22 protein-coding genes and 1 pseudogene are annotated in these 24,033 nt (G+C 69.3%); 15 read left to right on the top strand and 8 right to left on the bottom strand.

Annotated elements, in window-relative coordinates:
* Positions 1-37 precede the first annotated feature (37 nt).
* Both OCQ_RS00720 and OCQ_RS00725 read left to right on the top strand, forming a co-directional pair.
* Positions 38-460, top strand: coding sequence for a nuclear transport factor 2 family protein (locus OCQ_RS00720; protein WP_014378821.1), 423 nt, complete (start codon positions 38-40; stop codon positions 458-460).
* Positions 461-471: 11 nt separating this feature from the next.
* Positions 472-1,509, top strand: coding sequence for an LLM class F420-dependent oxidoreductase (locus tag OCQ_RS00725; RefSeq protein WP_014378822.1), 1,038 nt, complete (start codon positions 472-474; stop codon positions 1,507-1,509).
* A gap of 19 nt (positions 1,510-1,528) precedes the next feature.
* On the opposite strand, the gene OCQ_RS00730 is transcribed toward OCQ_RS00725, so the two are convergent.
* Positions 1,529-2,743 carry an MFS transporter gene (locus OCQ_RS00730; RefSeq protein ID WP_014383618.1) on the bottom strand — a complete coding sequence of 405 codons (1,215 nt, stop codon included), beginning with the start codon at positions 2,741-2,743 and terminating at the stop codon, positions 1,529-1,531.
* 178 nt (positions 2,744-2,921) lie between these two features.
* On the opposite strand from OCQ_RS00730, the gene OCQ_RS00735 reads away from it, so the two are divergent.
* Positions 2,922-3,200: a hypothetical protein gene (locus tag OCQ_RS00735; RefSeq protein ID WP_008262877.1), complete on the top strand. Its 279-nt coding sequence runs from the start codon at positions 2,922-2,924 to the stop codon at positions 3,198-3,200.
* A 50-nt stretch (positions 3,201-3,250) separates the two neighbouring features.
* Here the strand turns inward: OCQ_RS00735 and OCQ_RS00740 are convergent, their stop codons facing one another.
* From OCQ_RS00740 to OCQ_RS00755, 4 genes are all read right to left on the bottom strand, one after another.
* Positions 3,251-4,198, bottom strand: coding sequence for an NAD(P)/FAD-dependent oxidoreductase (locus OCQ_RS00740; protein ID WP_026071079.1), 948 nt, complete (start codon positions 4,196-4,198; stop codon positions 3,251-3,253).
* 17 nt (positions 4,199-4,215) lie between these two features.
* Positions 4,216-5,433 carry a GNAT family N-acetyltransferase gene (locus OCQ_RS00745; protein WP_014383619.1) on the bottom strand — a complete coding sequence of 406 codons (1,218 nt, stop codon included), beginning with the start codon at positions 5,431-5,433 and terminating at the stop codon, positions 4,216-4,218.
* 68 nt (positions 5,434-5,501) lie between these two features.
* Positions 5,502-6,713 carry an acyl-CoA dehydrogenase family protein gene (locus OCQ_RS00750; RefSeq protein WP_008262881.1) on the bottom strand — a complete coding sequence of 404 codons (1,212 nt, stop codon included), beginning with the start codon at positions 6,711-6,713 and terminating at the stop codon, positions 5,502-5,504.
* Positions 6,710-7,360: a TetR/AcrR family transcriptional regulator gene (locus OCQ_RS00755; RefSeq protein ID WP_014383620.1), complete on the bottom strand. Its 651-nt coding sequence runs from the start codon at positions 7,358-7,360 to the stop codon at positions 6,710-6,712. The genes OCQ_RS00750 and OCQ_RS00755 overlap by 4 nt, the downstream gene beginning before the upstream one ends.
* A 219-nt stretch (positions 7,361-7,579) precedes the next feature.
* Here OCQ_RS00755 and OCQ_RS00760 point away from each other — a divergent pair, with 219 nt between their 5' ends.
* The 11 genes and pseudogenes from OCQ_RS00760 to eccA2 all read left to right on the top strand — a co-directional run bounded on the left by OCQ_RS00760 (position 7,580) and on the right by eccA2 (position 20,423).
* Positions 7,580-8,908, top strand: a complete 1,329-nt coding sequence (locus OCQ_RS00760; RefSeq protein ID WP_009956853.1) for a sensor histidine kinase — start codon at positions 7,580-7,582, stop codon at positions 8,906-8,908.
* Positions 8,909-9,311: 403 nt separating this feature from the next.
* Positions 9,312-9,542 (top strand): annotated as a pseudogene (locus tag OCQ_RS00765) (PE domain-containing protein); the annotation flags it as partial.
* Between the two features lie 106 nt (positions 9,543-9,648).
* Positions 9,649-10,821 (top strand): PPE family protein, encoded by a 1,173-nt coding sequence (locus OCQ_RS00770; RefSeq protein WP_014381602.1) that lies wholly within the window; start codon positions 9,649-9,651, stop codon positions 10,819-10,821.
* A 126-nt stretch (positions 10,822-10,947) separates the two neighbouring features.
* Complete coding sequence (locus tag OCQ_RS00775; protein WP_136244239.1) at positions 10,948-11,238, top strand: WXG100 family type VII secretion target; 291 nt, start codon at positions 10,948-10,950, stop codon at positions 11,236-11,238.
* Between the two features lie 51 nt (positions 11,239-11,289).
* Entirely contained in the window at positions 11,290-11,577 is a 288-nt protein-coding gene (locus tag OCQ_RS00780; protein ID WP_008262888.1) for a WXG100 family type VII secretion target, read from the top strand.
* A gap of 114 nt (positions 11,578-11,691) precedes the next feature.
* The gene (locus OCQ_RS00785) at positions 11,692-12,522 is read left to right on the top strand and encodes an ESX secretion-associated protein EspG (RefSeq protein ID WP_009955255.1); all 831 of its coding nucleotides are present in this window, start codon (positions 11,692-11,694) and stop codon (positions 12,520-12,522) included.
* A gap of 124 nt (positions 12,523-12,646) precedes the next feature.
* Complete coding sequence (locus OCQ_RS00790) at positions 12,647-13,672, top strand: MinD/ParA family ATP-binding protein (RefSeq protein ID WP_008262890.1); 1,026 nt, start codon at positions 12,647-12,649, stop codon at positions 13,670-13,672.
* Positions 13,669-15,198, top strand: a complete 1,530-nt coding sequence (gene eccD / locus OCQ_RS00795; RefSeq protein ID WP_080587972.1) for a type VII secretion integral membrane protein EccD — start codon at positions 13,669-13,671, stop codon at positions 15,196-15,198. The genes OCQ_RS00790 and eccD overlap by 4 nt, the downstream gene beginning before the upstream one ends.
* Positions 15,183-16,841, top strand: a complete 1,659-nt coding sequence (gene mycP2 / locus OCQ_RS00800) for a type VII secretion system ESX-2 serine protease mycosin MycP2 (protein WP_014383622.1) — start codon at positions 15,183-15,185, stop codon at positions 16,839-16,841. The genes eccD and mycP2 overlap by 16 nt, the downstream gene beginning before the upstream one ends.
* Positions 16,838-18,460 carry a type VII secretion protein EccE gene (gene eccE / locus OCQ_RS00805; RefSeq protein ID WP_014378832.1) on the top strand — a complete coding sequence of 541 codons (1,623 nt, stop codon included), beginning with the start codon at positions 16,838-16,840 and terminating at the stop codon, positions 18,458-18,460. The genes mycP2 and eccE overlap by 4 nt, the downstream gene beginning before the upstream one ends.
* Positions 18,461-18,572: 112 nt before the next feature.
* The gene (gene eccA2, locus OCQ_RS00810) at positions 18,573-20,423 is read left to right on the top strand and encodes a type VII secretion system ESX-2 AAA family ATPase EccA2 (RefSeq protein WP_170320649.1); all 1,851 of its coding nucleotides are present in this window, start codon (positions 18,573-18,575) and stop codon (positions 20,421-20,423) included.
* Between the two features lie 9 nt (positions 20,424-20,432).
* Here eccA2 and OCQ_RS00815 read toward each other — a convergent pair whose 3' ends face one another.
* Positions 20,433-20,873 carry a nitroreductase family deazaflavin-dependent oxidoreductase gene (locus tag OCQ_RS00815; protein ID WP_008262900.1) on the bottom strand — a complete coding sequence of 147 codons (441 nt, stop codon included), beginning with the start codon at positions 20,871-20,873 and terminating at the stop codon, positions 20,433-20,435.
* A gap of 1 nt (position 20,874) precedes the next feature.
* Positions 20,875-21,726 (bottom strand): NAD(P)H-binding protein, encoded by an 852-nt coding sequence (locus OCQ_RS00820; RefSeq protein ID WP_008262901.1) that lies wholly within the window; start codon positions 21,724-21,726, stop codon positions 20,875-20,877.
* Positions 21,727-21,836: 110 nt separating this feature from the next.
* Here OCQ_RS00820 and sigI point away from each other — a divergent pair, with 110 nt between their 5' ends.
* The gene (gene sigI, locus OCQ_RS00825) at positions 21,837-22,715 is read left to right on the top strand and encodes an RNA polymerase sigma factor SigI (protein ID WP_008262902.1); all 879 of its coding nucleotides are present in this window, start codon (positions 21,837-21,839) and stop codon (positions 22,713-22,715) included.
* Between the two features lie 2 nt (positions 22,716-22,717).
* Here the strand turns inward: sigI and OCQ_RS00830 are convergent, their stop codons facing one another.
* On the bottom strand, positions 22,718-23,890 hold the full coding sequence (locus tag OCQ_RS00830; protein ID WP_231504820.1) for a MinD/ParA family ATP-binding protein: 1,173 nt from the start codon (positions 23,888-23,890) through the stop codon (positions 22,718-22,720).
* Positions 23,891-24,033: the final 143 nt, after the last annotated feature.

Here is a 24,033-nt window from a genome sequence, read left to right on the forward strand (position 1 = left end):
CCTCATTACTCAACAAGTTGACTATGCGAGGTCGCTGATGCACCCGTTCCGCACGGCCGTCGAAGAGCGCGATGAACAGGCCATCCAGGCGATGCTGGCCGACACGGTGGTGTTCACCAGCCCGGTGGCGTTCAAGCCGTATGTCGGCAAGCCGATCACCGCGGCCATCCTGCGCGGTGTGTTGCGCGTCTTCGAGGACTTCCGCTACATCCGGGAGATTCACGACGCAGGCGGCCGCGACCACGCCTTCGTTTTCGAGACCGGGATCGTCGGGGCGCCCGGGTTGAAGATCACCGGCTGCGACTTCTTGCATTTCGACGACGACGGGCTGATCGACGACTTCGTGGTGATGGTGCGGCCGCTGTCGGGCGCGACGGCATTGTCGGAGGCGATGGGCGCCCAGTTCGACCGCATCCAGCGGGAGGCGCTGGAGTTGGCCAATCAATCCGGCACCGCGTAGAAGTAGGGACCATGCGGATTGGTTTGAGCGTCAATTATGCGGGCGGTTTCAAGGACGTGGCCGCCGAAGTGGCCGACCTGGAACGCGCCGGGTTGGATATTGTTTTTGTCCCCGAGGCGTATTCGTTCGACGCGGTGAGCGCGCTCGGCTACCTGGCGGCAAGCACACAGCGGGTCGGGCTGGCGTCGGGCATCCTGCAGCTCTACACCCGCACGCCCACCCTGACCGCGATGACCGCGGCGGGCCTGGATTACGTCTCCGACGGCCGGTTCACCCTCGGCCTGGGCGCGTCCGGCCCGCAGGTCATCGAGGGCTTCCACGGTGTGCCCTACGACGCCCCGATCGGCCGGACGCGTGAAGTCATCGACATCTGCCGCCAGGTGTGGCGGCGCGAGACCGTGCGCCACCAGGGCAAGCACTACACGATCCCGCTGCCGCCCGACCGGGGGACCGGGCTGGGTAAGCCCCTCAAGCTCATCAATTCCCCAGTGCGTGAACGCATCCCGATACTGGTAGCCGCGCTGGGGCCGAAGAACGTCGAACTGGCGGCCGAGATCGCCGAGGGTTGGCAACCGATCTTCTACCTGCCCGAAAAGGCGCAGGACGTCTGGGGGGAGGCGCTGGCCACCGGGCGGGCCAAGCGGGACCCCGCGCTGGGCGAGCTCGACGTCTACGCCGGACCCGTCCTGGCCATCGGCGAAAACGTCGAGCCGCTAAGGGAATTCGTCAAACCGCACCTGGCGCTCTACATCGGCGGGATGGGCGCCAAGGGCAAGAACTTCTACCACACCCTGGCCACCAAGTACGGGTACGGCCCGCAGGCCGACCGGATCCAGGAGCTCTACCTTGCCGGCGACAAGGACGGCGCCGCCAAGGTGGTGCCCGACGATCTGGTGCGCGACGTCAACCTGATCGGCTCCCGAGCGTTCGTCAAGGAACGTCTGGCGGCCTACCGCGAGGCGGGGGTAACCACGCTGAACGTGGCGCCCATCGCGTCGACCACGGCCGAGCGGATCAAGCTCATCGAAACGCTGCGCGAACTGGTGTGACGGCCGCTGTGGAGCCAAATCAGTTCTGGCGGTGACTATCTCGTCGTAGCCGCATCGCCCTGCCGACCGCGCTCACCGACGCCAGCGCCGCCATGGCCGACAGGATCGCCGCCGAGACGCCAGGCTCGGCGGTCGCCAACAACAGTGGCAGCGCGAAGCCGATGTACGTGACGACGTAGAACACCCCGGTCAGAGCGCCCCGCAGGTGTTGCGGCGCCGCGGCCTCCAGATCGATCAAGCCCTCCCGCAGGCACAGGCCCGAAGCGCAGCCCAGGATCAACAACAGCGGTATCCCGACCGCGGGCGTCAGGGCCGGTGGCGTCGTCGCGGCCACCACGTAGCCGACCGCGGCCAAAGCCGCGCCGGCGGTCCCGGTCTGTGGCCCCCACCGGCGCGTGCGGGCCAGGACCTGAACGACACCGCTGACCCCGTTGACGATCAGGGTGGCCGTGCCCGCCGCGATCGGGGCCGCCAGCGCGGTGTGCAACCGCGTGGGGATGGTGACGAAACCCAGTGTCGCCGAGGCGTATACCCACGGTGCGAGCGGCATGGCCCAACTCAGGGGCCGCGACACTCCCTGTGCCGCCGGTCCCGTCGGGCCCGCGTCGGGGGGCGGCGCCGGCCGGGCCACGTGTGCGCCGGGTGTGGCCGCGACGGCGACGGCAAGCGATGCCAGCACGACGATCGCGGCGGCGACGGCGAACGACACCTGGATGCCGGACTGCCCGGCCCACGCGAATCCCCCGCCGGCGAACGGCCCGATGGCGAAGCCGGCGGTGAGTACCGCGCCGGCGGTCGCGGCGCCGGCCGGGCCCCTCAGGTCGGACGCCCACGCGGTGCCGGAGCTGATGGCAAGGCCCACACCGACCCCGACGACGAGGCGGCCCACCAGCAGCGCGCCGGTGTGCTGGGACAGCAGCATCGCCACCGTCCCCGCCACGGTGGCGGCCGCGCCCGCCAGCGCCATTGGCCGCCGGCCCAACGCGTCCGACGCGCGGCCGCCGATCAGCAACCCGGGGAGCAGCCCGAGCGCGTAGATGCCGAAGATGCCATCGAGGGTCGCGGTGCTGAGGTGTTCGCGGCCGCTGATCACCGGCATCAACGCGACGAAGTGGTTGGCGACCCATCCCGTCGCCAGCAGCAACGCCAGCACGCTGACGAACAGGGCCCGGGTGGCGGCCCGGCCGTTACGCGCTCGGCGGTTGCGGCCGCTGCGCACGCTCGACGAGATCACTGGTCTTCTCCCCCTCCAACGCGCGGCCGACGATCGTAGAACGCGACGCCACCCGGGTGGTTATTCCCGTGGACGTGATCGCGCCGCCGCTGCGGGCGCGGACTTCGCGGTGTGAAGGGGTTTGAAATCAGCGGATTTGGTGTACTGATACCACTACTCGCACCCAGGAAGGCACACGATGAAGTACATTGCGGCAGCCACGATCGCGATCTCCGTCTTGTTGTCCAGCGCGTGTTCGGCCTCACAGGTCATCAACACCGGCGGCGACACAAAGTGCAAAGACTTCACCACGCAGGACGAGAAGAAGCAGAACGACGAAGTCAGCAAGATGCTCAAGGACAAGAGCGGCGCAGACCCGAGCAACGTCGAGATCTCGGCGACGCGGCTCTCGGTGACGACGTACTGCCAGACGCTCGGAAAGCCGGACACGAAGATCTCCGAGGCGCCGCACGGCTGACGCACTCGGTCGGTGACGTGGGTTACGTTGCCGCCCTTGCGGTTTAGCGCCTAGTCCAGGAGCAACTGCGCGGGCACCTCGTCGTCCAGCACGGCCCGCGCCAGCAGTTCACCGAGCAGCGGCCCGAATTTCATGAGATTGCTACCGACGAACGCCAGCACGCGCCCACGCTGCGCCACCGTCCAGCCGTCGCCGCCCGGATCGAGCCACGGGGCGCGGACACTGACGCAGTCCACCTGGTCCACCGGCGAAAGTGCTGGGAACAGCGTGCGCACGGTCGCGGGGTCCGCCACCTCCTGGCCGAACGCCCACCGGCCGGTACTGCCGAGCGGCAATCCGTAGCCCTCGGGCGCGGACAGGCACGGCGCGCCGACCGCGTCCGCGCCGCGGTAGGTGAAGCGGGTGTGCGGAACGAAGTCAACCCCGAGCGGACCGAACAGGTCTGGGGTGTGCGCACCCGCACAGATCAGCACGCGGTCGCCGCGCAGCACGGTGCCGTCGGCGAGCGTCGTCGCGCCGTCGTCTGCCACCGACAGCACGTGTGCGTTGCGGATGGCGACGCGGCGCGCCAACGCGCTCAGGGCGCGGCGGATGCGCAGGCTGCCGCCGAGGGGATCGAAAACTCCTGTCTCCCAAGGCACGACCGCGAACGGAATCCGTGCCGCGATTTCGGAACGCCCGAGCCGGGAGAACTGCGCGCCGGCGGAGCTCATGGCCGCCGCGACGTCGTCGCAGACGCCGGCGGCGATGAAGCCCTCGGAGCCCAGCAGTCGCCCCGCGCCGAACTCGGATTCCCACCGTTGCCAGCCCGTTCGCGCCGTCAGCGCCAACCGGCACAGCGCCGGGCGCCGATGCGCGACCCGGAATATCCGCGCCAGCCCGGCGGATTGCTCCCCGAATGGCCGCCCGCGCTCCAGCACGACGACGTCGTGGCCGCGCCGCGAAAGCTCGTAGGCCGCCGCGAGGCCACATATTCCCGCGCCGATGACGACGATCATCCGCATCACCCCCGCCCTCAGAAGTAAAACCCGGCGTGGGGCGCCTCGGGCACGGCGAACAATCGATCGGCCGCCGTTAGCGCTTCGGGATCGTCGGCACGGGCCAGCCCGGCCACGGCGAGATCGCGCCACGTGGTGCCGCCCAACAGGACGGCGCCCAGCCCCTCGACGTCGACGGTGACGTCGGGTTGCCGGTCGGTGACCGTGACGCCGTCGGCCGCGATGGCGAACCGTGCCGAATTGGCCGGCAGCGCAGGGTCATTGACCGCGATGGTGACGGCACCGTCGCCACCGTAGCCGCGGGCGGACAGCGCCGCCGCCACATCGATGATGCGCAGCCAGGTTTCGTCGTGCACGGCGGTGACCCGCACGGCGCGCCGGTCGGCAACCAGCCAGGGCAGCGGATCGTCGAGCGGCAGCATCCAAAACAGCACGCGGTCAACAAGATCCAGTCCGAGCAGAAAGCGCAGCAACCCCAGATAGGCCTCGGCCGTGGGCCCGAAGAAATCCTCCACCACGATGGTGCGCTGGTCGCTGACGAACCACCGCTCGGTGTCGATCGGGCGGTATCGGACGAAGCCGGATTCGGATCCCGGCTCGCCGTGCACGGCGACATACGCGGCCCCCGGGTCGGATTCGGCGCGCAGCCGCACGCCCTGCCACCACGACTGTGGGCGGTCGATGGTGCCCGGGCGGGCGGGACGGTTCTCGGCATAGATGCGCGGCAGCAACTCCCACGCCTGCGCGGTGTCGAGCAGGCGCACCCGACCGCCGGTCCCGACGTCGCGCCGCAGCCCCGCCCGCGCGGTGTGGACCTCGACGGATTGCGACGAGCTCGCGACGCCGTAGCCGTAGCGCCCATAGATCGTCGCCTCCGAGGCCCGCAGCGTCGCCACCACCTCACCGCGTGCGGCGAAGTCGCGCAGCTGGTGACGGATCAGCTCGGTGGCGATGCCTCGCCGGGTGAACGACGGCAGCACCCCGATATGGGTGACGGCGGCGTGACCCACGATCACGGGGCCGGGCAGCGTCAACCGGCTCGTCACGGCATCGGCGGTGCCGACGAGTTGACCGTCGGCGAATGCCCCCACGGTCCGGCCCGGCTCGAGCAGCGTCGTGATCTGGCCGGGGGCGAGCCCCGTAAGCGGCGGAAACCCGACCATGGCCGTGCGAAACACGTTCGCGGCGGCGATCAGATCGTCCTCGCTGTCGAGCACCCGGATCTCGGTAGCCATCCCGCCATCATGTCGCGTTCCCCGGCCGGCGCGGGCCGCGGGCCGCGCGACGCGTCAAGCGGCGATCGTCACCGGATAGGCAAACCCGTCAGCGCCCGGGAGACCACCAGGCGCTGGATCTCGCTGGTGCCCTCGAAGATCGTGAAGATCTTCGCGTCGCGGTGCATCCGCTCGACGGGGTAGTCGCGGGTGTACCCGTTGCCGCCCAGGATCTGGATCGCCTCGTCGGTGACATAGACCGCGGTTTCGCTGGCCACCAGCTTGGCCATCGACCCCTCCGCGGAGTCGAAGGATTGGTTGTTGCGGGCCATCCATCCCGCGCGCCACACCAGCAGGCGGGCGGCGTCGATGCGGCACTTCATGTCCGCCAGTTTGAAGGCCACCGCCTGAAATTCGCCGATCTTGCGGCCGAATTGCTCACGCTGGCAGGCATAGTCGAGCGCGTACTCGTAGGCGGCCCGGGCCACGCCGACGGCCATCGCGCCGACGGTGGGCCGGGTGCGCTCGAAGGTCTTCATCGCGGCCTGCCCGCGCGCGGAGGCCCCGGACTTGACGCGGGCGATGCGCGCCTCGAACTTCTCCCGGCCCCCGAGGATGTGGTCCTCGGGCAGCCGGACGTCGTCGAGCACCACCTCGGCGGTGTGGGAGGCGCGGATCCCGTGCTTTTTGAATTTCTGGCCCTGCGCCAGGCCCTTGACGCCCGCCGGGATGACGAACGTCGCCTGGCCGCGCGTGCCGAGCTCTGGGTAGACCGACGCCACCACGATGTGCACGTTGGCGATGCCGCCGTTGGTCGCCCACGTCTTGGTGCCGTTGAGGACCCACTCGGAGGTCGCCTCGTCGTAGCGCGCGCGGGTGCGGATGGCGCCGACGTCGGAACCCGCGTCGGGCTCCGACGAGCAGAACGCGCCCAGCTTGGGTTCGTCGGCGGTGCCGAACATCTCGGGCAGCCAGCGGCCCAGCTGTTCGGGGGTTCCGTTGCCCGCCAGCGCCGCCGCGGCGAGTCCCGTCCCCATGATGGACAGCGCGATACCCGCGTCGCCCCAGAACAATTCCTCGAACACCGTCAGCATGCCCAGGCCCGTCGGCTCGGCCGCCTGCTGGGCGAACAGGTCGGGGGAGTACAGCCCCACCTTCGCGGCCTCCTGGATCACCGGCCACGGTGTTTCCTCGCGCTCGTCCCATTCCGCGGCGGCGGGCCGCACGACGTCGGCCGCGAATTTGTGCACCCAGTCGCGGACTTCGATCACGTCATCGGACAGTTGTAGTGAAAACGTCACTGCTGGTCTCCTGAATTGTTGGTGTTCAAAGGGTTTCGGGGATTCGCGTGCTGGGCCAGGACGCTGACGGTCTGGTTGACCCACGCCTCGAAATACCGTTCTTCGTCGGTGTTGCCGGGCAGGCGGCCGGTGAGCGCTTGCAGGGTCGCGGCGTAGGACAGCGAGCCGATCGCGACCGCCGCGGCCGCTTCGGGGTCGGGAATGCTGGTGCGCCCGGAGCGATTCGACGCGGCCAGTTCGTCGGCGAAGCGTTGGTAGGCGTTGTCGGTGATGACCTGCCACGTCTTCTCGTCGAGATCGCCGAGCTCGTCGGGCTCGCGCAGCATGACCTTGAGCAGATCCTCGCTGTGTTTGAGGTTGCTCCAGATCAGCTGCCCGGCGGTGCGCACCGCGTGCTCGACGCTGCCCGGTTGTCCCGCGTCGTACTGCTCGCGGGCCGCCACGATGCTGTCGATCCGGTGCGCGACCGCGGCCTCGAGCAACTCGCGTTTGGAACCGAAGTGCTTGTAGAGCGCGCCCGAGCCGGGCGCCAGGCCCGATTCGCGCTGGATGTCGGCCACCGACGTGGCCGCGTACCCCTTCGCGGCGAACAGGCGTAACGCCGCGGAAAGCAGGCGGTCACGTCCGCGGCCGGGCCCGGTGAGCATGGTGAGAGAGTACTCACTCACCATGCGGGCGAGCAAACGGCGTCCGGTCCCCGGCCGGCGGCGGGCACGGGTGCGGCGCGGTTGACGGTAAATTCTTGCGAAACGCCATCGCGCTTGAACGTGCCGAACCCCCGCGGCTGTGAGGGTTGTACTCAGGCTGGTCGTCACGAACCCACAAAGGAGCCCGACATCCGCGTCTTCCCGCGTGTACAGCTGCCGATGCGGGTGCTGTCGCTGCGCACCATCCTCATCGTCGCCGCCATCTCGGTGATGACGCTGGTCGTCCTGCTGGGCACCTGGGTGTGGGTGGGCGTCACCAACGACCAGTACAGCCAGCTCGATCGCCGGCTCGATTCGGTCAGCAGCCTGGGCGACATCAGCAGCCTGCTCAACACCGCGCCGCCCGCCACCCCCGATCGGCACATGCCGGACGGCAACCTGGTGCGCACCGCGCGCATCGGCGGGGTGACCGTGTCGGCGCCCAGCAGCATCGTGTTGCCCCAACTGCCCGACGGCTACGCCAACACGACCATCAACGGGGTGCAGTACCGCGTTCGCACCTTCACCGCGGGTCCCGCCTCGATAGCGTTGGCCGCGCCGCTGGCCGAGGCCCAGCATCGGATCAACGAACTGCACCTGCGGGTGTTGCTGATCTGCGCCAGCGTCATCGGTGGCACGGTCGTGGTGGGCTGGGTGATCTCGTTGATCATGGTCAATCCCTTCCTGCTGCTGGCCCAGCAGGCCCGTGCGATCAACGCCCAGTCCAGCCCGGACGAGGTCCAGGTGCGCGGCGTGCGCGAGGCGGTGGAGATCGCCGAGGCGGTGGAGGGGATGCTGGCCCGCATCGGCAAGGAACAGCAGCGCACCAAGGCGGCGCTCGAGTCGGCGCGCGACTTCGCGGCGGTCGCCTCCCACGAGCTGCGCACGCCGTTGACGGCCATGCGCACCAATCTCGAGGTGTTGTCCACCCTGGACCTGCCGCCCGAGCAGCGGCACGAGGTCATCGGCGACGTCATCCGCACCCAGAGCCGCATCGAAGGGACGCTCACGGCGCTGGAGCGGCTGGCGCAGGGCGAACTGACCACCGTCGACGATTTCGTCCCCTTCGACATCACCGAGCTGCTGGACCGCGCCGCGCACGACGCGCTGCGCAGCTACCCCGCCGTCGAGGTCTCCCTGGTGCCCTCGCCGACGGTGCTGATGGTCGGGCTGCCCACCGGCCTGCGGCTGGTGATCGACAACGCGATCGCCAACGCCGTCAAGCACGGCAACGCCGGCAAGATCCAGCTGACCGTCAGCAGTTCCGGCGAGGGCGTGGAGATCGCGATCGACGACGACGGCACCGGCGTCCCGGAATCCGAACGTGCCACGGTGTTCGAGCGCTTCGCCCGCGGATCGACGGCCTCACGTTCGGGATCGGGGCTGGGCCTGGCGCTGGTCGCCCAGCAGGCCGAATTGCACGGCGGCACAGCGGCATTGCAGACCAGCCCACTCGGTGGCACCCGACTTCTGTTGCGGCTCGCCGGCGACGGGCGTGGCCCGGCCTAGCCGCCTGCCTGGACCGACGGAGCCGTTCTTAACGCGCCGCGAAATGTTTACTCCGATAACCTCGACAGCCGGCGCGCACTCACCCGCCCGCCATTTCCCGCAAATATCCCCGACACCATTACGCCGCCGTTCGGAACCTGCCATTCGGCATCAAACTCGACGCCCCGGCGAGAAAAGACGGGGATTTTGTGACTGCCGAGTCTCGAGTGGCGATTGAGGTTTATTAACGACTCTTTGTGGGAAATCACCAGTTTCGCGCTTGGGACCAGCCTGAATTACCGAAATCAGGGGCCACGCATCCGGCCGATTGGCAGTGAATACAAGATCAACCAATCCGCACTACACTAAGGCCCCAAGAAGGCCCCGAGCACGTGGCTTTGGCGTTGAGGGTTCGGAGGGAATCATGGTTGTTTCGGTGCAGTCGGAGGCGGTGCTGGCGTCTGCAGCCGCCGAGTCGGCGATCAGCGCGGAGACCGAGGCCGCGGCCTCGGCGGCGTCGCCGGTCCTGCTGGGAGTGCTGCCGATGGGCGGCGACCCCGACTCGGCGATGTTCGCGGCGGCGCTGAACGCGTGCGGCGCGAGCTACCTGGGCGTGGTTTCCGAGCACGCCGCCCAACGCGGCTTGTTCTCCGGCACGCAGACCCTCGCCTCGGGGACCTATGTGGTCACCGAGCTCATGCGCAGCCTGACGCTGGCTATTGGCGCTTAGTCGCTAGCAACGTTTAAAGGGGGAGGTGCGCATGGCCGATCCTGGGTGGGCTGCGCGTACACCTGAGGAAAACGACCTGCTGCTCAAGGCCGGCGCGGGCGTCGTCACTCATCTGGCCAACCAGGCAGCCTGGACCGCGCTGGCGGCCACCCATCACGGCTCCAGCATCGCCTCGACGATCAACACCGTCGCGACGTCGGCCAGCTGGACCGGCGCCGGTTCGTTGGCCTCGGCGGCCAACGCCACCGCGCTCAACGCGTCGCTGCACGGGCTCGCCGGCTGGGTCGACGTGAAGCCGGCGGTGGTTTCGACGGCGGTCTCGGCGTATCAGATGGCGTACGGCTCGATGCGGCCCGCGCCCGAATGCATCGAAAACCGCACCGAGACCGCCACCGACTACGGCATCAACCCGCTGGTGCTCGGCGCCCTCACCCCACGGATCACGTCGCTGGAGCTCGAGTACTTCGGGTCGATGTGGCCGAACAACTCCGCGGTCGGGGCCAGCTACGGATCGATCCTCACGGCCTTGTCCTCGAGCCTGACCATTCCGCCGCCGATCGCGACCATGGGCGCCTCGCCGGCGGCGCCGGCGCAGGCCGCGGCGGCGGTGGGGGAGTCCGCGGCGCAAATGGGCGCGGGCGACGGCATGCGCGCCGCCATGCAGGGCGCCCAGACCGGTACGCAGGGCGCGGGGCAGGCGACCTCGGGCGCCCAGGACTTCATGGGTCAGGCCGGCACGTTCATGCAGCCCGTGCAGCAGATGATGGGGGCGGCCCCGCAGATGATGCAGGCTCCCATGCAGGCGATGCAGGCCCCGATGCAGATGATGCAGCCGCTGATGGGCATGTTCGCCAATCCCGGCGCCATGGGCATGGGCGGGGCGACGCCCGCGGTTTCCGCGGTCTCGGCCACCGGGCTTTCGGCGGCGGAGGCCGGCGGGGGCGCGTCCCTGGGCAGTGCGGGCGTCCCCGCGAGCACTTTCACCCGTCCGGTCAGCGCATTCGAGCCCGCCACCAGTGGCCGGCCGGTGGGGTTGCGCCCGGCCGGTGCGTTGGGCGCCGAGGCCATGCGACCGCAGACCACGACGACGGGCGGCGCCCCGATGGGCGGCATGCCCGTGGGGCATGCGGCGGGAGGCGACCGCGGATCCCGTGACAAAGCCGAACAGCCGGCGACCGTGCGGGTTGTCGACGCCAGAGTCTGAAGCACACCCCCTGGTGAAAGGTGAATCGACAGGTCCGAATAGCCGCCATACACTTCGCTTCATGCCCTTACGGGGGGCGGCCAACCGCAGAAGGAGAATTCCGTGACAATCAAGGTGACCCCGCAAATGCTTCGCGATACTTCAAACGCGATTCAGGCAAACATGGAACATGCGATCGGGATCGGTCAGGGATACGTCGCAAATCAGGAAAATGTGATGAACCCGGCCACCTGGTCCGGTGACGCGGTCGCCGCGTCGCACGCGACGGCCATCGAGGTTCAAAACGACTTGAACAAAGTGTTGACCGGCGGCACCCGCCTGGCCGAGGGCCTCACGAAGGCGGCGGCACTGATGGAAGGCCACGAGGCGGATTCCTCGCACGCCTTTACCGCCCTATTCGGCGGCCACGGCTCCTGACCCGCCCACCCATTCGTCAATTCATAAAGGTCTTTTGAAAGGAAATTCACCATGTCCGACCCGATCACTTACAACCCGGGTGCCGTAGCCGACTTCGCCACCGACGTCGCCTCCCGCGCCGGCCAGTTGCAGTCCATTTTCGACGACACCTCCAACCGGACGCACGCGCTGCAGGAATTCTTCGCCGGCCACGGCGCGTCGGGCTTCTTCGAGGCGCAGGCGCAGATGCTGTCGGGGTTGCAGGGCCTCATCGACACCATCCGCCAGCACGGCCAGACGACCTCGCACGTGCTCGACAGCGCGCTCAGCACCGACCAGCACATCGCCGGCCTGTTCTGAGCCCGCTCGACCACCGGGACCAGCGAAGGTGGGGCAGAGCGCCGAGCGTATGTGCCCCACCTTCGGTCTCTGCTACGCCGATTCGAGGGAGTCGCTGATTAGGGGCGGGGCGACATGCTGACGACGACGGTCGATGGCCTATGGGTGTTGCAGGCGATCACCGGTGTCGAGCAAACATGCCCTGAGCTGGGGTTGCGGCCGATGCTGCCGCGGCTGGACACCCCCGAACGCGCGCTGGGCCACCCCGCGGCCGCCGACCTGATAGCCGCCGGCGCACTCGATGAGGCCGGCAACGTCGACCCGATGATCCGCGAATGGCTCACCGTCCTGCTGCGGCGCGACCTGGGTCTGGTCGTGATGATGGGCGTGCCGGGTCGCGAGCCCACGCGCGCGTCGATCAACCGCTTCGCGACCTGGTGGGTGGTCTTGGAGCGGCACGGTGAGATGGTGCGTCTGTACCCGGCCGGCACGGCCAGCAACGAATCCTCGGCCAGCGAGCTCGTGGTGGGTCAGATCGAGCGGCTGTGCGGCGTGGCCGAGGCGGCGCCGCTGCGGCCGATCACCCTGGACACCGAGCAATTGCTGAACTCGGTGCGCGACACCGCCAGCCTGCGCGCATTCCTGCTCGAACAGCGCCTCGACGCCGACCAGCTGCAGGTGGTTCTCACCGCCGCCGATCCCGCGCGCTCGGCGCACGCGAACATCGTCGCGCTGCAGGCGGGCGTCGGGCCCGACGAACTGGCGCGCGTGGCCGTCGGCGATGCGACGGTGTCGATCGTCGACACCCCCGGGGGCCGCGTGTGCATCGAAAGCGTCATCTCGGGGCAGCGCCGGTACCAGATTCTTTCGCCCGGCTCGCGCAGCGACATCGGCGGAGCGGTGCAACGGCTCATCCGCCGGCTGCCCGCCGGCGACGAGTGGCACTCGTATCGGCGGGTGGTGTGACGGTGTTATCGGATGCCGAAGTAACTTAGTTAACCAAAGTCTTGTAATAACAACGCCTGTCGCGCTTGATGGGTGGTTTCTCAACGGGTAAACGCGGTATCGCGAACCGTGTTAGCATCTCGTCGTGACGAGCCCTTGGAATGACCCGAATATGTCGGACGAAGGAGCGCTCAGACGGGGGGATCCGTCAGGGGGCAGCAACTTCCCGGATTCGGTATCCGACACGATGCGAATTACCGATCTGGCCGCACCACGAAAGATTCCACCGGGGTCAGGATGGCGTAAATTCATTTACGCCATCTCATTTCGACAAATAAATCTCGGTGAATCGCCCCGAGAACGGCACTACCGTGACTTACAAAACCGCATCCGCCGGCATATTCGACGGCAGTATGTGATCACCGTGGTCTCCGGCAAGGGTGGCGTCGGGGTCACGACGCTCACGGCCTGCCTCGGTGGCGTGTTCCGGGAATGCCGCCCGCAGAACGTGATTGCGATCGACGCCGTCCCCGGATTCGGCACCCTGGCCGACCGCATCGACGACTCCCCGCCGGGCGACTACACCGCGATCATCAACGACACCGATGTCCAGGGCTACGCTGATATCCGAGAACATCTGGGGCAGAACGCAATCGGGCTCGACGTGCTGGCCGGCAACCGGACCTCGGACCAACCCAGGCCGCTGGTGCCGGCGATGTTCTCCGGGGTGCTGTCGCGGCTGCGGCGCACCCACACGGTGATGATCGTCGACACCTCCCCCGATCTCGAACACGAAGTGATGAAGCCGGTATTGGAGAACACCGACACCCTCGTGTTCGTTTCGGGGATCACCGCGGACCGCTCGCGTCCGGTGCTGCGGGCGGTGGATTACCTGCGGTCGCAGGGCTACCACGAGTTGGTCTCGCGCAGCACCGTGATCGTGAACCACACCGACCAGATCACCGACAAGGACGCGCTGGCGTACCTGACCGAGCGGTTCACCAAGGTCGGCGCGACCGTCGAGGCGCTGCCGTTTGATCCGCATCTTGCCAAAGGCGGCATCATCGATACGGTTCACGAGTTGAAGAAAAAGACGCGGTTGCGCCTCTTTGAAATCACCGCGGGGCTGGCCGACAAATACATTCCAGACGCCGAGCGGGCGGTACCGTGACCTCGCCGCATAAGGTCGCTTTTCCGGCGCGTTGTGCGGTCAACATTTCTTACGAGAAGCATCTGTGTTCCCAAGTCTTCCCCGCCGGAATTCCGATGGAGGGATTCTTCGAGGGAATGGTCGAGCTGTTCGACGCGGACCTGAAGCGCAAAGGTTTTGACGGCATTTCGTTGCCGGCCGGCAGCTACGAACTCCACAAGATCAATGGGGTCCGGCTCGATATCAATAAGAGCCTCGACGAGCTCGGCGTCCAGGACGGCGACACCCTGGTGCTGGTGCCCAGGGTCGACGGGGAGTCGTTCGAACCGCAGTACGAGTCCCTGTCGACGGGCCTGGCCGCGATGGGCAAGTGGCTGGGCCGCGACGGCGGGGATCGGATGTTCGCGCCGGTGACGCCGCTGACGGCCGCGCACACGGCGGTCGCGGTCATCGCGATGGCGGTCTCGGTGGTGGTGGCCCTGACGCTGCGGGCACGGACCTTCACCGACGGCCCGATCCCGGCGGCGGTGGCGGGCGGGGTCGGCGTCCTGTTGGTCATCGCGACCCTGGTGGTGCGAAGCGGGTGGCGGGAGCGGCGCGATCTGTTCAGCGGGTTCGCCTGGCTCGCGGTGGTCTCGCTGGCCACCGCCGGCGCCTGCGCGCCGCCGGGTGTGCTGGGCGCGGCGCACGGGCTGATCGGCGCCGTGGTGGTGATCCTGGGTGCCGTCGCCATCGGGGTGACGGCACGCAACCGGTGGCAGACCGCGGTGGTCACCGCCGTCGTGACGGTGTGCGGCGTCCTGGCCGTCGTTGCCGCCGTCCGGATGTTCCGCCCCGCCTCGGCGCAGGTATTGGCGGTGTGCGTGTTGGTCGGATTGCTGGTCCTCGTCCGGATGACCCCGCTGATCGCGTTGTGGGTGGCCCGGGTCAGGCCGCCGCACTTCGGGTCGATCACCGGACGGGACCTGTTCGCGCGGCGCGAGGGGATGCCGGTCGACACCGTGTCCCCGGTCAGCGAGGACGAATCCGAGGACGAGGACAACGAACTCACCGACATCACCGCGCGCGGCGCCGCGATCGCCGCCTCGGCGCGCCTGGTCAACGCGGTCCAGGTGGGACTGTGCGTCGGGGTCTCGATCGTGCTGCCCGCCGCGGTCTGGTGGGTCTTGACGCCGGGCCGCCCGTGGGCGTGGTTGGCGCTGGTGGTCGCCGGCCTGGTGGTGGGGATCTTCATCACCCAGGGCCGCGGATTCGCCGCCAAATACCAGGCCGTCGCGCTGGTGTGCGGGGCGTCGGCCGCGGTGTGCGCGGGGGTCGTCAAATACGCCGTCGCCGGGGCCCACGACGCCATGGCGGGATTGCTGTGGCCGGTGGTGGCGGTGGCGACGTTCGCCGGATTGGGTTTGGCCGCAGCGCTTTTGGTTCCGGCCATGCGGTTCAGACCGTTCATCCGGTTGACCGTGGAATGGGTGGAAGTGCTCGCATTCATCGTTCTGCTGCCGGCGGCGGCGGCCCTGGGAGGGCTCTTCACGTGGATTCGCCACTGAGAACCGTTGCGGCGCTGACCGCCGCCCTGACCCTGGTCGCGTTATCCGCCAATATCCCTGCCGCCCAAGCGATCACACCGCCCTCGGTGGATCCCGGGATGGTGCCCCCCGACGGACCGCCGCGGCCCGAACAGCCGATGCGCCGGGCCAACAGCTGTTCGTCGCCGATCGTCGTGCGAAACCCCGACGTGGCGCAGCTGGCTCCGGGGTTCAACCTGCTCAACATCGCCAAGGCGTGGCAATACAGCACCGGCAACGGGGTGCCCGTCGCGGTGATCGACACCGGGGTGACGCCGAACCCGCGGCTGCCGGTGGTACCCGGTGGCGACTACATCATGGGCGAGGACGGCCTGATGGACTGCGACGCCCATGGCACCATTGTCAGCTCGATCATCGGCGCTGCGCCGCAAGGGATTTTGCCGATGCCGCGGCCCATGCCGGCCACTCCCGCGTTCCCGCCGCCGGCCGGGCCGCCACCGGTCGCCGGGGCGCCTCCGCCACCGGTCGAGGTGCCGCCCCCGATGGCGCCGCCGCCCCCGCCGCCGCCGGTGACGATCACCCAGGTTCTTCCGCCGCCGCCACCGCCGCCCCCGCCGCCGGAGGGCGGCGGCGCCACCGCCGCATCGAACGGGCCACCCGATCCGCAGACCGAGGAAGAACCCGCGGTGCCGCCGCTTCCCCCGGGGGCACCCGACGGGGTGGTGGGTGTGGCCCCGCACGCGACGATCATCTCGATCCGGCAGTCCTCGCGGGCCTTCGAACCGGTCAACCCGCCGCCGGGGGATCCCAACTCCGACGAGAAAGTCAAGGCCGGCACGCTGAATTCGGTTGCGCGCGCGGTGGTTCATGCCGCCAACATGGGTGCGAAGGTGATCAACATCTCGGTCACCGCGTGCCTGCCCGCGGCGGCCCCGGCCGATCAACGGGCCCTGGGCGCGGCGCTGTGGTACGCGGCCACAGCGAAGGACGCGGTGATCGTGGCGGCGGCCGGCAACGACGGGGAAGCCGGCTGCAACAACAACCCGATGTACGACCCGCTGGACCCGTCGGATCCGCGGGACTGGCATCAGGTCAAGGTCGTCTCGGCGCCGTCGTGGTTCTCCGATTACGTCCTGTCGGTGGGCGCCGTCGATGCCAGTGGCGGCGCCCTGGACAAGAGCATGTCGGGGCCGTGGGTCGGCGTCGCCGCACCGGGGACGCACATCATGGGTCTCTCGCCCCAGGGCGGCGGGCCGGTCAACGCCTACCCGCCGTCGAGGCCGGGCGAGAAGAACATGCCGTTCTGGGGAACCAGCTTCTCGGCGGCCTACGTCAGCGGCGTCGCGGCGCTGGTGCGCGCGAAGTACCCCGACCTGTCCGCGCACCAGGTGATCAACCGGATCGTGCAGTCGGCCCACAATCCGCCCGCCGGGGTCGACAACAAGGTCGGCTACGGGCTGGTGGACCCGGTCGCCGCGTTGACCTTCAACATCCCGCCGGGTGACCGGATGCCGCCGGGCGCGCAGAGCCGGGTCATCACCCCGGCGGCGCCGCCCCCACCGCCGGACCACCGGGCGCGCAACATCGCCATCGGATTCCTGGGGGTGGTGGCCGCCGGCGTGCTCGTGTTCGCGATCGCCGCGCGGTTGCGGAGGGCGCGATGAGGCCCAACCTCACCGGGTTCAGCCGCGGCAGCAATCGCCGGGTCGTCGGGGTGTGGGTGGTGTTCGTGCTCGCGCTCGCGAGTTGGCTGCTGGCCGGCTACATCGGCGCCGCGGTCGCCGTGGTGGTGGGCATCGCGCTGGTGTTCGTGCGCTGGTGGGGCCAGCCGGCGTGGTCGTGGGCCGTGCTGTGGCGGCGCGGCCGGCGCCCGATCGACTGGTCGGCCCCAATCACCGTGGCCAACAACCGATCCGGTGGCGGCGTGCGCGTGCAGGACGGTGTCGCCGTGGTCGCGGTGCAGCTGCTGGGCAGAGCGCATCGGGCCACCATGGTGACCGGGTCGGTGACCGTCGAGACCGAAAACGTGCTCGACGTCGTCGAACTGGTGCCGATGCTGCGCCAGGCCCTCGGCCTGCAGCTCGACTCGATCAGCGTCGTCAGCATCGGTTCCCGGCACGGCACCGTCGGCGACTATCCGCGGGTGTACGACTCCGAGATCGGCACCCCGCCGTACGCGGGCCGGCGCGAAACGTGGCTGATCATGCGGCTGGCGGTGCTCGACAACGCGCACGCGTTGGTGTGGCGCACGACCGTTGGCGCGGCGGCGATTTCGGTCGCGCAGCGCATCGCGGGCCTGCTGCGCTGTGAAGGCCTGCGGGCCAAGGTGGCCAACGCCACCGATTTGATCGAGCTCGATCGCCGGCTCGGCTGGGACGCGGTGTCGGGACCGGCGCAGCGATGGAAAGCCATCCGCGGGGAAGCGGGCTGGCTGACCACCTATGCGTATCCGCCCGAGGCGATCACGTCGCGCCACCTGTCGCAGGCGTGGACGCTGCGCGCCGACGAGGTCATCCAGAACATCACGGTGTATCCCGACGGGCAGTGCACCGCGACCATCACGGTGCGCACGCCGACACCGGCGCCCACCCCGCCCAGCGTGATCTTGCGCCGGCTCAACGGCGAGCAGGCCGCGGCGGCTTCGGCCAACATGTGCGGACCCCGGCCGCACCTGCGCGGAATCCGGCGCAGCCCGCTGCCCGCCGAGCTGGTCACCGAGATCGGGCCCTCGGGCGTGCTGATCGGGAAACTCAGCAACGGCGACCGGCTGCTGGTGCCGGTCACCGACGCCGGTGAACTGTCGCGCGTATTCGTCGCCGCCGACGACCCGATCGCCAAGCGGATCGTGATCCGCACCGCGGGCGCCGGGGAACGAGTCTGCGTGCACACCCGTGACATGGCGCGCTGGGTCAGCGTGCGGATGCCGGAGATCAGCGTCGTCAACGGCTCGCGCCCGGCACCGCGCACCACCGTCAGTGTGGTGGAATACGCCGCGCGGCGGGGCAGGGACGGCAACGGTGCCCCCGACGGCGGGGGCACCGACATTCGGGACGCCGCGATCTCGCCCACCCCCCGGCCGGCGACGGTGATCACCATCGCGCCCGCGGGCGTCAGGCTCTCCGAGGGGCAGCGCCACGGGTTCGAGGTGATCATCGAGCAAGTAGGACCCTCGGTGGTGAATGTCAGTGCCGCGGGGAAGAATTGGCTTGCCGAGATGGACATGTTCCGCGCCGAGCACCGCTACGTCAGCCTGGATCCGGTCACCATGTCGGTCGGCACGTAGAAGTTCGGCAACGCGAGTTTGAGGCATAGTTTGATGAGCGCACGCGGCGGCAGCTCGCTCCGGCCAAGGGCGGCTACCCGCAACCCCGATGACCACGGTCGCGGCGCTCGCGATGGGGGATGTGATGGGTGATTTACAAACGGCCCGAAGGCATTTCGACCGGGCCATGGGGATCATGGGCCGCCAGGGCCGGGCGGCGGCCCTGCCGGAGTTCGTCGCCGCGACCGACGCCGACGCGTCGATGGCCGATGCGTGGCTGGGGCGCATCGCCTGCGGCGACAGCGACCTGGACTCGTTGCGGCGTCTCTATGCCACCAGCGAATGGCTGCACCGGGAGACCACGCGGATCGGGCAGACGCTGGCCGCGGAGATTCAGCTAGGCCCCTACATCGGCATCACCGTCACCGACGCATCGCAGGTCGGGCTGGCGCTCTCGTCCGCGTTGACGATCGCCGGGGAGTACGCCGAGGCCGACCGGCTGCTGGCCAACCGCGACCTGCTGGACTCCTGGACCAACTACCAGTGGCACCAGCTGGCCCGCACCTTCCTGATGTACCGGACACAACGCTGGCCCGACGTCCTGCTCGCGGCCGCCGAGGAGTTGCCCCCGCAGGCGATCGTGATGTCGGCGGTGACGGCGTCGATCTGCGCGCTGGCCGCGCACGCCGCCGCCCACCTCGGGCAGGGCCGGGTCGCCCTCGACTGGCTGGACCGCGTGGACGTGATCGGGCACACCCAGTCGTCGTCGCGCTTCGACGCCGACGTGCTGACCGCGTCGATCGGCCCGGCCGACATTCCGCTGCTCGTGGCGGATCTGGCGTACGTGCGCGGGATGGTGCACCGCCAGCTGCGTGAGGAGGACAAGGCCCAGATCTGGCTGTCCAAGGCCACCATCAACGGGGTCCTGACCGCGGCGGCCAAAGAAGCGCTGGCCGACCCGAACCTGCACCTGGTGGTCACCGACGAAGAGACCATCGACAGCCGCACCGACCGTTGGGACGCCTCGACGGCCAAGAGCCGCGACGAACTCGACGACGACGCCACCGCCGACCGGCGGGCCGAGCTGCTGGCCGAGGGGCGCAAGCTGCTGGCCAAGCAGGTGGGGCTGGCCGCCGTCAAGCAGGCCGTCGCGGCGCTGGAAGACCAGCTCGAGGTGCGGATGATGCGCCTCGAGCACGGCCTGCCGGTGGAAGGGCAGACCAACCACATGCTGCTGGTCGGCCCGCCGGGTACCGGTAAGACGACCACCGCCGAGGCGCTGGGCAAGATCTACGCGGGCATGGGGATCGTGCGCCACCCCGAGATCCGGGAGGTGCGCCGTTCGGATTTCTGCGGTCACTTCATCGGGGAGTCGGGACCCAAGACCAACGAACTGATCGAAAAGTCGCTCGGCCGAATCATTTTCATGGACGAGTTCTACTCCCTGATCGAGCGCCACCAGGACGGCACGCCCGACATGATCGGCATGGAGGCCGTCAACCAGCTCCTCGTCGCGCTGGAAACGCACCGCTTCGATTTCTGTTTCATCGGCGCGGGCTACGAAGACCAGGTGGACCAATTCCTCACCGTGAACCCGGGTTTGGCCGGCCGGTTCAACCGCAAGCTGCGCTTCGAGTCCTACTCACCGGCGGAGATCGTCGAGATCGCGCACCGTTATGCGACGCCGCGCGCCAGCCTGCTCGACGACGCCGCGCGCGAGAAGTTCCTGGACGCGGCCACGACCATCCGCAACTACACCACTCCCGGTGGGCGCCACGGCATCGACGCCATGCAGAACGGCCGGTTCGCCCGCAATGTCGTCGAACGTGCCGAGGGCTTCCGCGACACCCGGGTGGTCGCGCAAAAGCGGGCGGGCCAACCGGTGACGGTCGAGGACCTGCAGATCATCTCCGCCGACGATATCGAGGCGGCGGTGCGCAGCGTGTGTTCGGACAACCGCGACATGGCCGCCATCGTCTGGTGACCCGGCGCGTCACGCCGGTTCGAAGCGGAAGACGGCGAGTCGGCCCGCCAGGGCTTCGAATTCGTCCGCGGTCCCGTCGCGCACCATCCCGGAACGTTTCGCGAACGCCACGCCGACCGGCACTTTGGCGGGGAACTCCCGCAGCACCGGCCGGGCCTCGCCGGCGGACAGTTCGACGATCCGGACCCGGCGTGAGCGACGGCCGCGGCGCAACGTGCCGGTGCCCGCCGCCCGGGCGTTTGCCGCCCAGTCGGCCCCGGGATAGCCGGCCACCACATAGAGGCCGCCCTGGAAGTCGAACGGCGTCATCGGCGTGCTGCGCGGTTGACCCGTCTTGCGCCCGGGCACGGTGAGCACCATGGCCGGCCCGGTCGGGATGCCCAGACGTTGCACCGCCATCATGAACTTGTTCATGGGCTTGAGGTAGCGCGGGGGACGCGGTTCGGTCATGTCAGGCTCCGTGGTTCTCGTTGGTGAAGACGTCGCGGTGCTCGGCGACCCAGTGGCCGAACGGAAGTGCCGGGCGGCCGAGGATCTTCTCGACGTCGTGGGTGACCAGCGCGGGCTTGTCGAGCGATTCGGCGAGCATGGCGATGTAGGCGTCGGCGAATCCGGCGCTGAATCCCAAGCCCAGGAAGCGTTGCCGCACAGCGTCTGTGGGAACCTCCAGGTATTGGAGCGGCCGGCCCAGCACGGCGCCGATGACCTGCACCAGCTCCGAGTTGGTGAAAGCCTGTGGGCCCGTCAACGGAATGCGCTGTCCGGCAAGCTCGTCGGTGAGCAACGCGCGCGCCCCTACCGCCGCGATGTCCGTCTCGACGATCGGCGCCGTCGACGCCGCGGCGTACGGCCCCGCGACCACGTCGCCGGCGCGGAGCTGCGCGGACCACATGCCGGCGAAGTTCGACGCGAACACGCTGGGCCGCAGGCTCACCCAGGCCAGCCCGGAGTCGACGGCGAGCCGTTCGACCTCCTTGTTGCGGTCGCCGCGAAATCGGGACGGCTGGCGGGACAAGTCGTCGTCGGCGTTGATCGCCGACAGGGCGACCAGTTTCCCGACGCCGGCGCGCCCGCATTCGGCCACCACTTCTTCGAGCTGCCCGCGCAGCGCGCGGGAGTTCAAAAAGACCGCCGACGCGCCCGGCAGCGCCTCGGTGGCCGAAGCGAACACCTCGACCTCGGGGGGAAATCCGGCCGGCCCCGGCTGTCGGGTGATCGCGCGCACGCGCGCGCCTGCGGCAAGCAGGTCCGCGACGAGCGGGCGCCCGACGTTACCGGTCGCACCGGTGACGACGATTGTCATGGGACGGTTCCTTTCGTGGATTTGTGCACTGCTGCAAGGACGGGGCAAAAGGTGGGAAAGTTACACGACAGAACCTGTAACTTTTCGGGGCGGCGGATCGTCGAAGAGTCATGAACCAGTCGCAGTCAACGGGCGACCAGGTCGCCGAGGCCTGGCGCCATCACCGCCCGTATCTGGTCAACCTGGCCTACCAGATGCTGGGCGACATCGGCGACGCGGAAGACGTTGCGCAGGAGGCATTCCTGCGGCTCTCACGCGCCGAGGTCGGCGACATCGAGGATGTCCGGGGCTGGCTGACCGTAGTCGCGAGCCGGCTCTGCCTCGACCAGGTGCGCTCCGCGCGCGCCCGTTACGAACGCCCCGGCGACGTCGAGGAGCGGCCGGCACCACGCCGGTCCGACCCGGCCGACCGGATCACCCTCGACGACGAGGTCCGCAGCGCGCTGTTGGAGGTCCTGCGGAGGCTCAGCCCCGGTGAGCGGGTGAGCTTCGTGCTGCACGACGTGTTCGGCGTTCCCTTCGACTCGATCGCGGAAACCGTGGGCCGTCCCGTCGGCACCTGCCGCCAGCTGGCGCGTCGGGCGCGGGCCAAATTCGTTGCCGCGCAACCGAATATGAATGACGTGGCCGTGGCCGAGCATCAGCTCGTCACGGAGAAGTTCATCACCGCGTGCGCCAACGGCGATCTCGCCGCGCTGGCCGCCGTCCTGGATCCGACGGTCTGGGGTGTGGGCACGATTCTCGCCGACCCGGCGCCGCCACCACAGGTCAACCACGGGCCCGACGCGGTGGCGACCAACCTGCTGCGCTACCTGTGGCCGGACGTGACGCTGGTCGGCGGTCCGGTCGGGGCGCCGGTGTTGCTGGCCTTCAGCGATCGTCGATTGTTCGCCGTTATCGTGCTGACGATCCGCGGCGCGCGCGTGACCAAAATCGAGGCGATCGCCGACCCGTCGGCGCGGGCGGGCAACGCTGCCGAGAACGCCTAGGCCTATTGGTCTTTCGGCCCGCGCTCGCCCGGGCGGTGGGGGCGCGCCGCGAAATAGCCGGCGATGGTCGCGGTGATCTCGAGGAACTTGCGCCGCGTGGCCGGGGCCATTTCCCGGGCCACGTCGATGACCCCGCCCGGTCGCAGGTGCGGGTCGAACGGCACCTCGATGACCGGCCGCCCGTGATCGGTGAACTCGCGGGCCAGCAACGCCCGGGTGCGTTTGTCCGCGTGGCCGTCCGAATCGTTGAGCACCACGATGCTGTGCTGCAGCAGCGTCGTCAGGCCCTGATCCGCGAGCCATTCCATGGTCCGCGCGGCGGCGGACGCGCCGTCGGCCCAGGGCGAGGACACCACGATCAGCGCGTCCAGATCGCGCAGCACCTCCTGGGTCAGCGGCGCGTCCATCGTCGAACCGCAGTCGATGACCGAGATCGTGAAATGGCGATCCAGCCGCAGCGCGGCCTCCCGGTAGATCGCGGGATCGAGCACGCGGCGCGGTCCGGACGCCGGTTCGCCGCCGAGCACGTGCAGGCCCGCGGAATTGCGGCCCAGGCGCGCCACCACATCGTCGAAGGACCGCAGGTTCTTGTCGGCGGTGAGCTCCCAGAACGAGCGCGTCGATCCCGGATCGATGCGGCTGCTGAGGCGCCCGAAGGCGGTGTCGGCGTCGATCGCCACGACGTGGTCTTGCCGGCGGAGTTGGGCGAACAGCGAGCCGACACTGGCGGCCACCGAGGTCTTGCCCACGCCGCCCTTGCCCAGCACACCGACCTTGTAGTTGCCGTGCAGGCGGGTCTGGATGGTCGCCTCGAACTGAGCCTCCTGCCGCTGGGCCGGGGAAGGGCCCAGGGTGATCAGGCCGAAGGTGGCGATCCGCAGGACGCGTCGCCAACCGCGGTCGGGGAGGTCCTGCGAGGGCGGCGGCGCAGGGGCGGGTTGCTGCGGCGCCACGGCGGGTGGTGGCCGCAAGGACGGGGCGGCGGCGGGAGACGGGGGCGCCGGTGCCCAGCCCTGCGGCGGAGCGGACGGCCGGGGCGGGGCGGGGGCCGGGGCCGGGGCCGGTGGCCGCGGGGCGGCGTGGGGCCCGTGCGCAGGGGGGCCAGGCGGGCGGGCCGCCGCAGTTTTCTGCGCGGGCTGCAGACGGTCCCGCAGGAATTCGTCGCGCTCGTTCATGGGCTCCTCAGGTGCCGGGCGGTCGGTCGTCGCGCCGTGTTACGTGATAAGCGCCACGGTCCGGCGTGCGACGCCGGACGTGACCAATACCGGTCCAGTATCTCCTCACGCGGGCGGCGTGGGAACCCGCAAACCCGGCCCGG

The sequence above is a fragment of the Mycobacterium paraintracellulare genome, assembly GCF_000276825.1.
In the GTDB taxonomy this organism is placed as follows: Bacteria; Actinomycetota; Actinomycetes; order Mycobacteriales; family Mycobacteriaceae; genus Mycobacterium; species Mycobacterium intracellulare.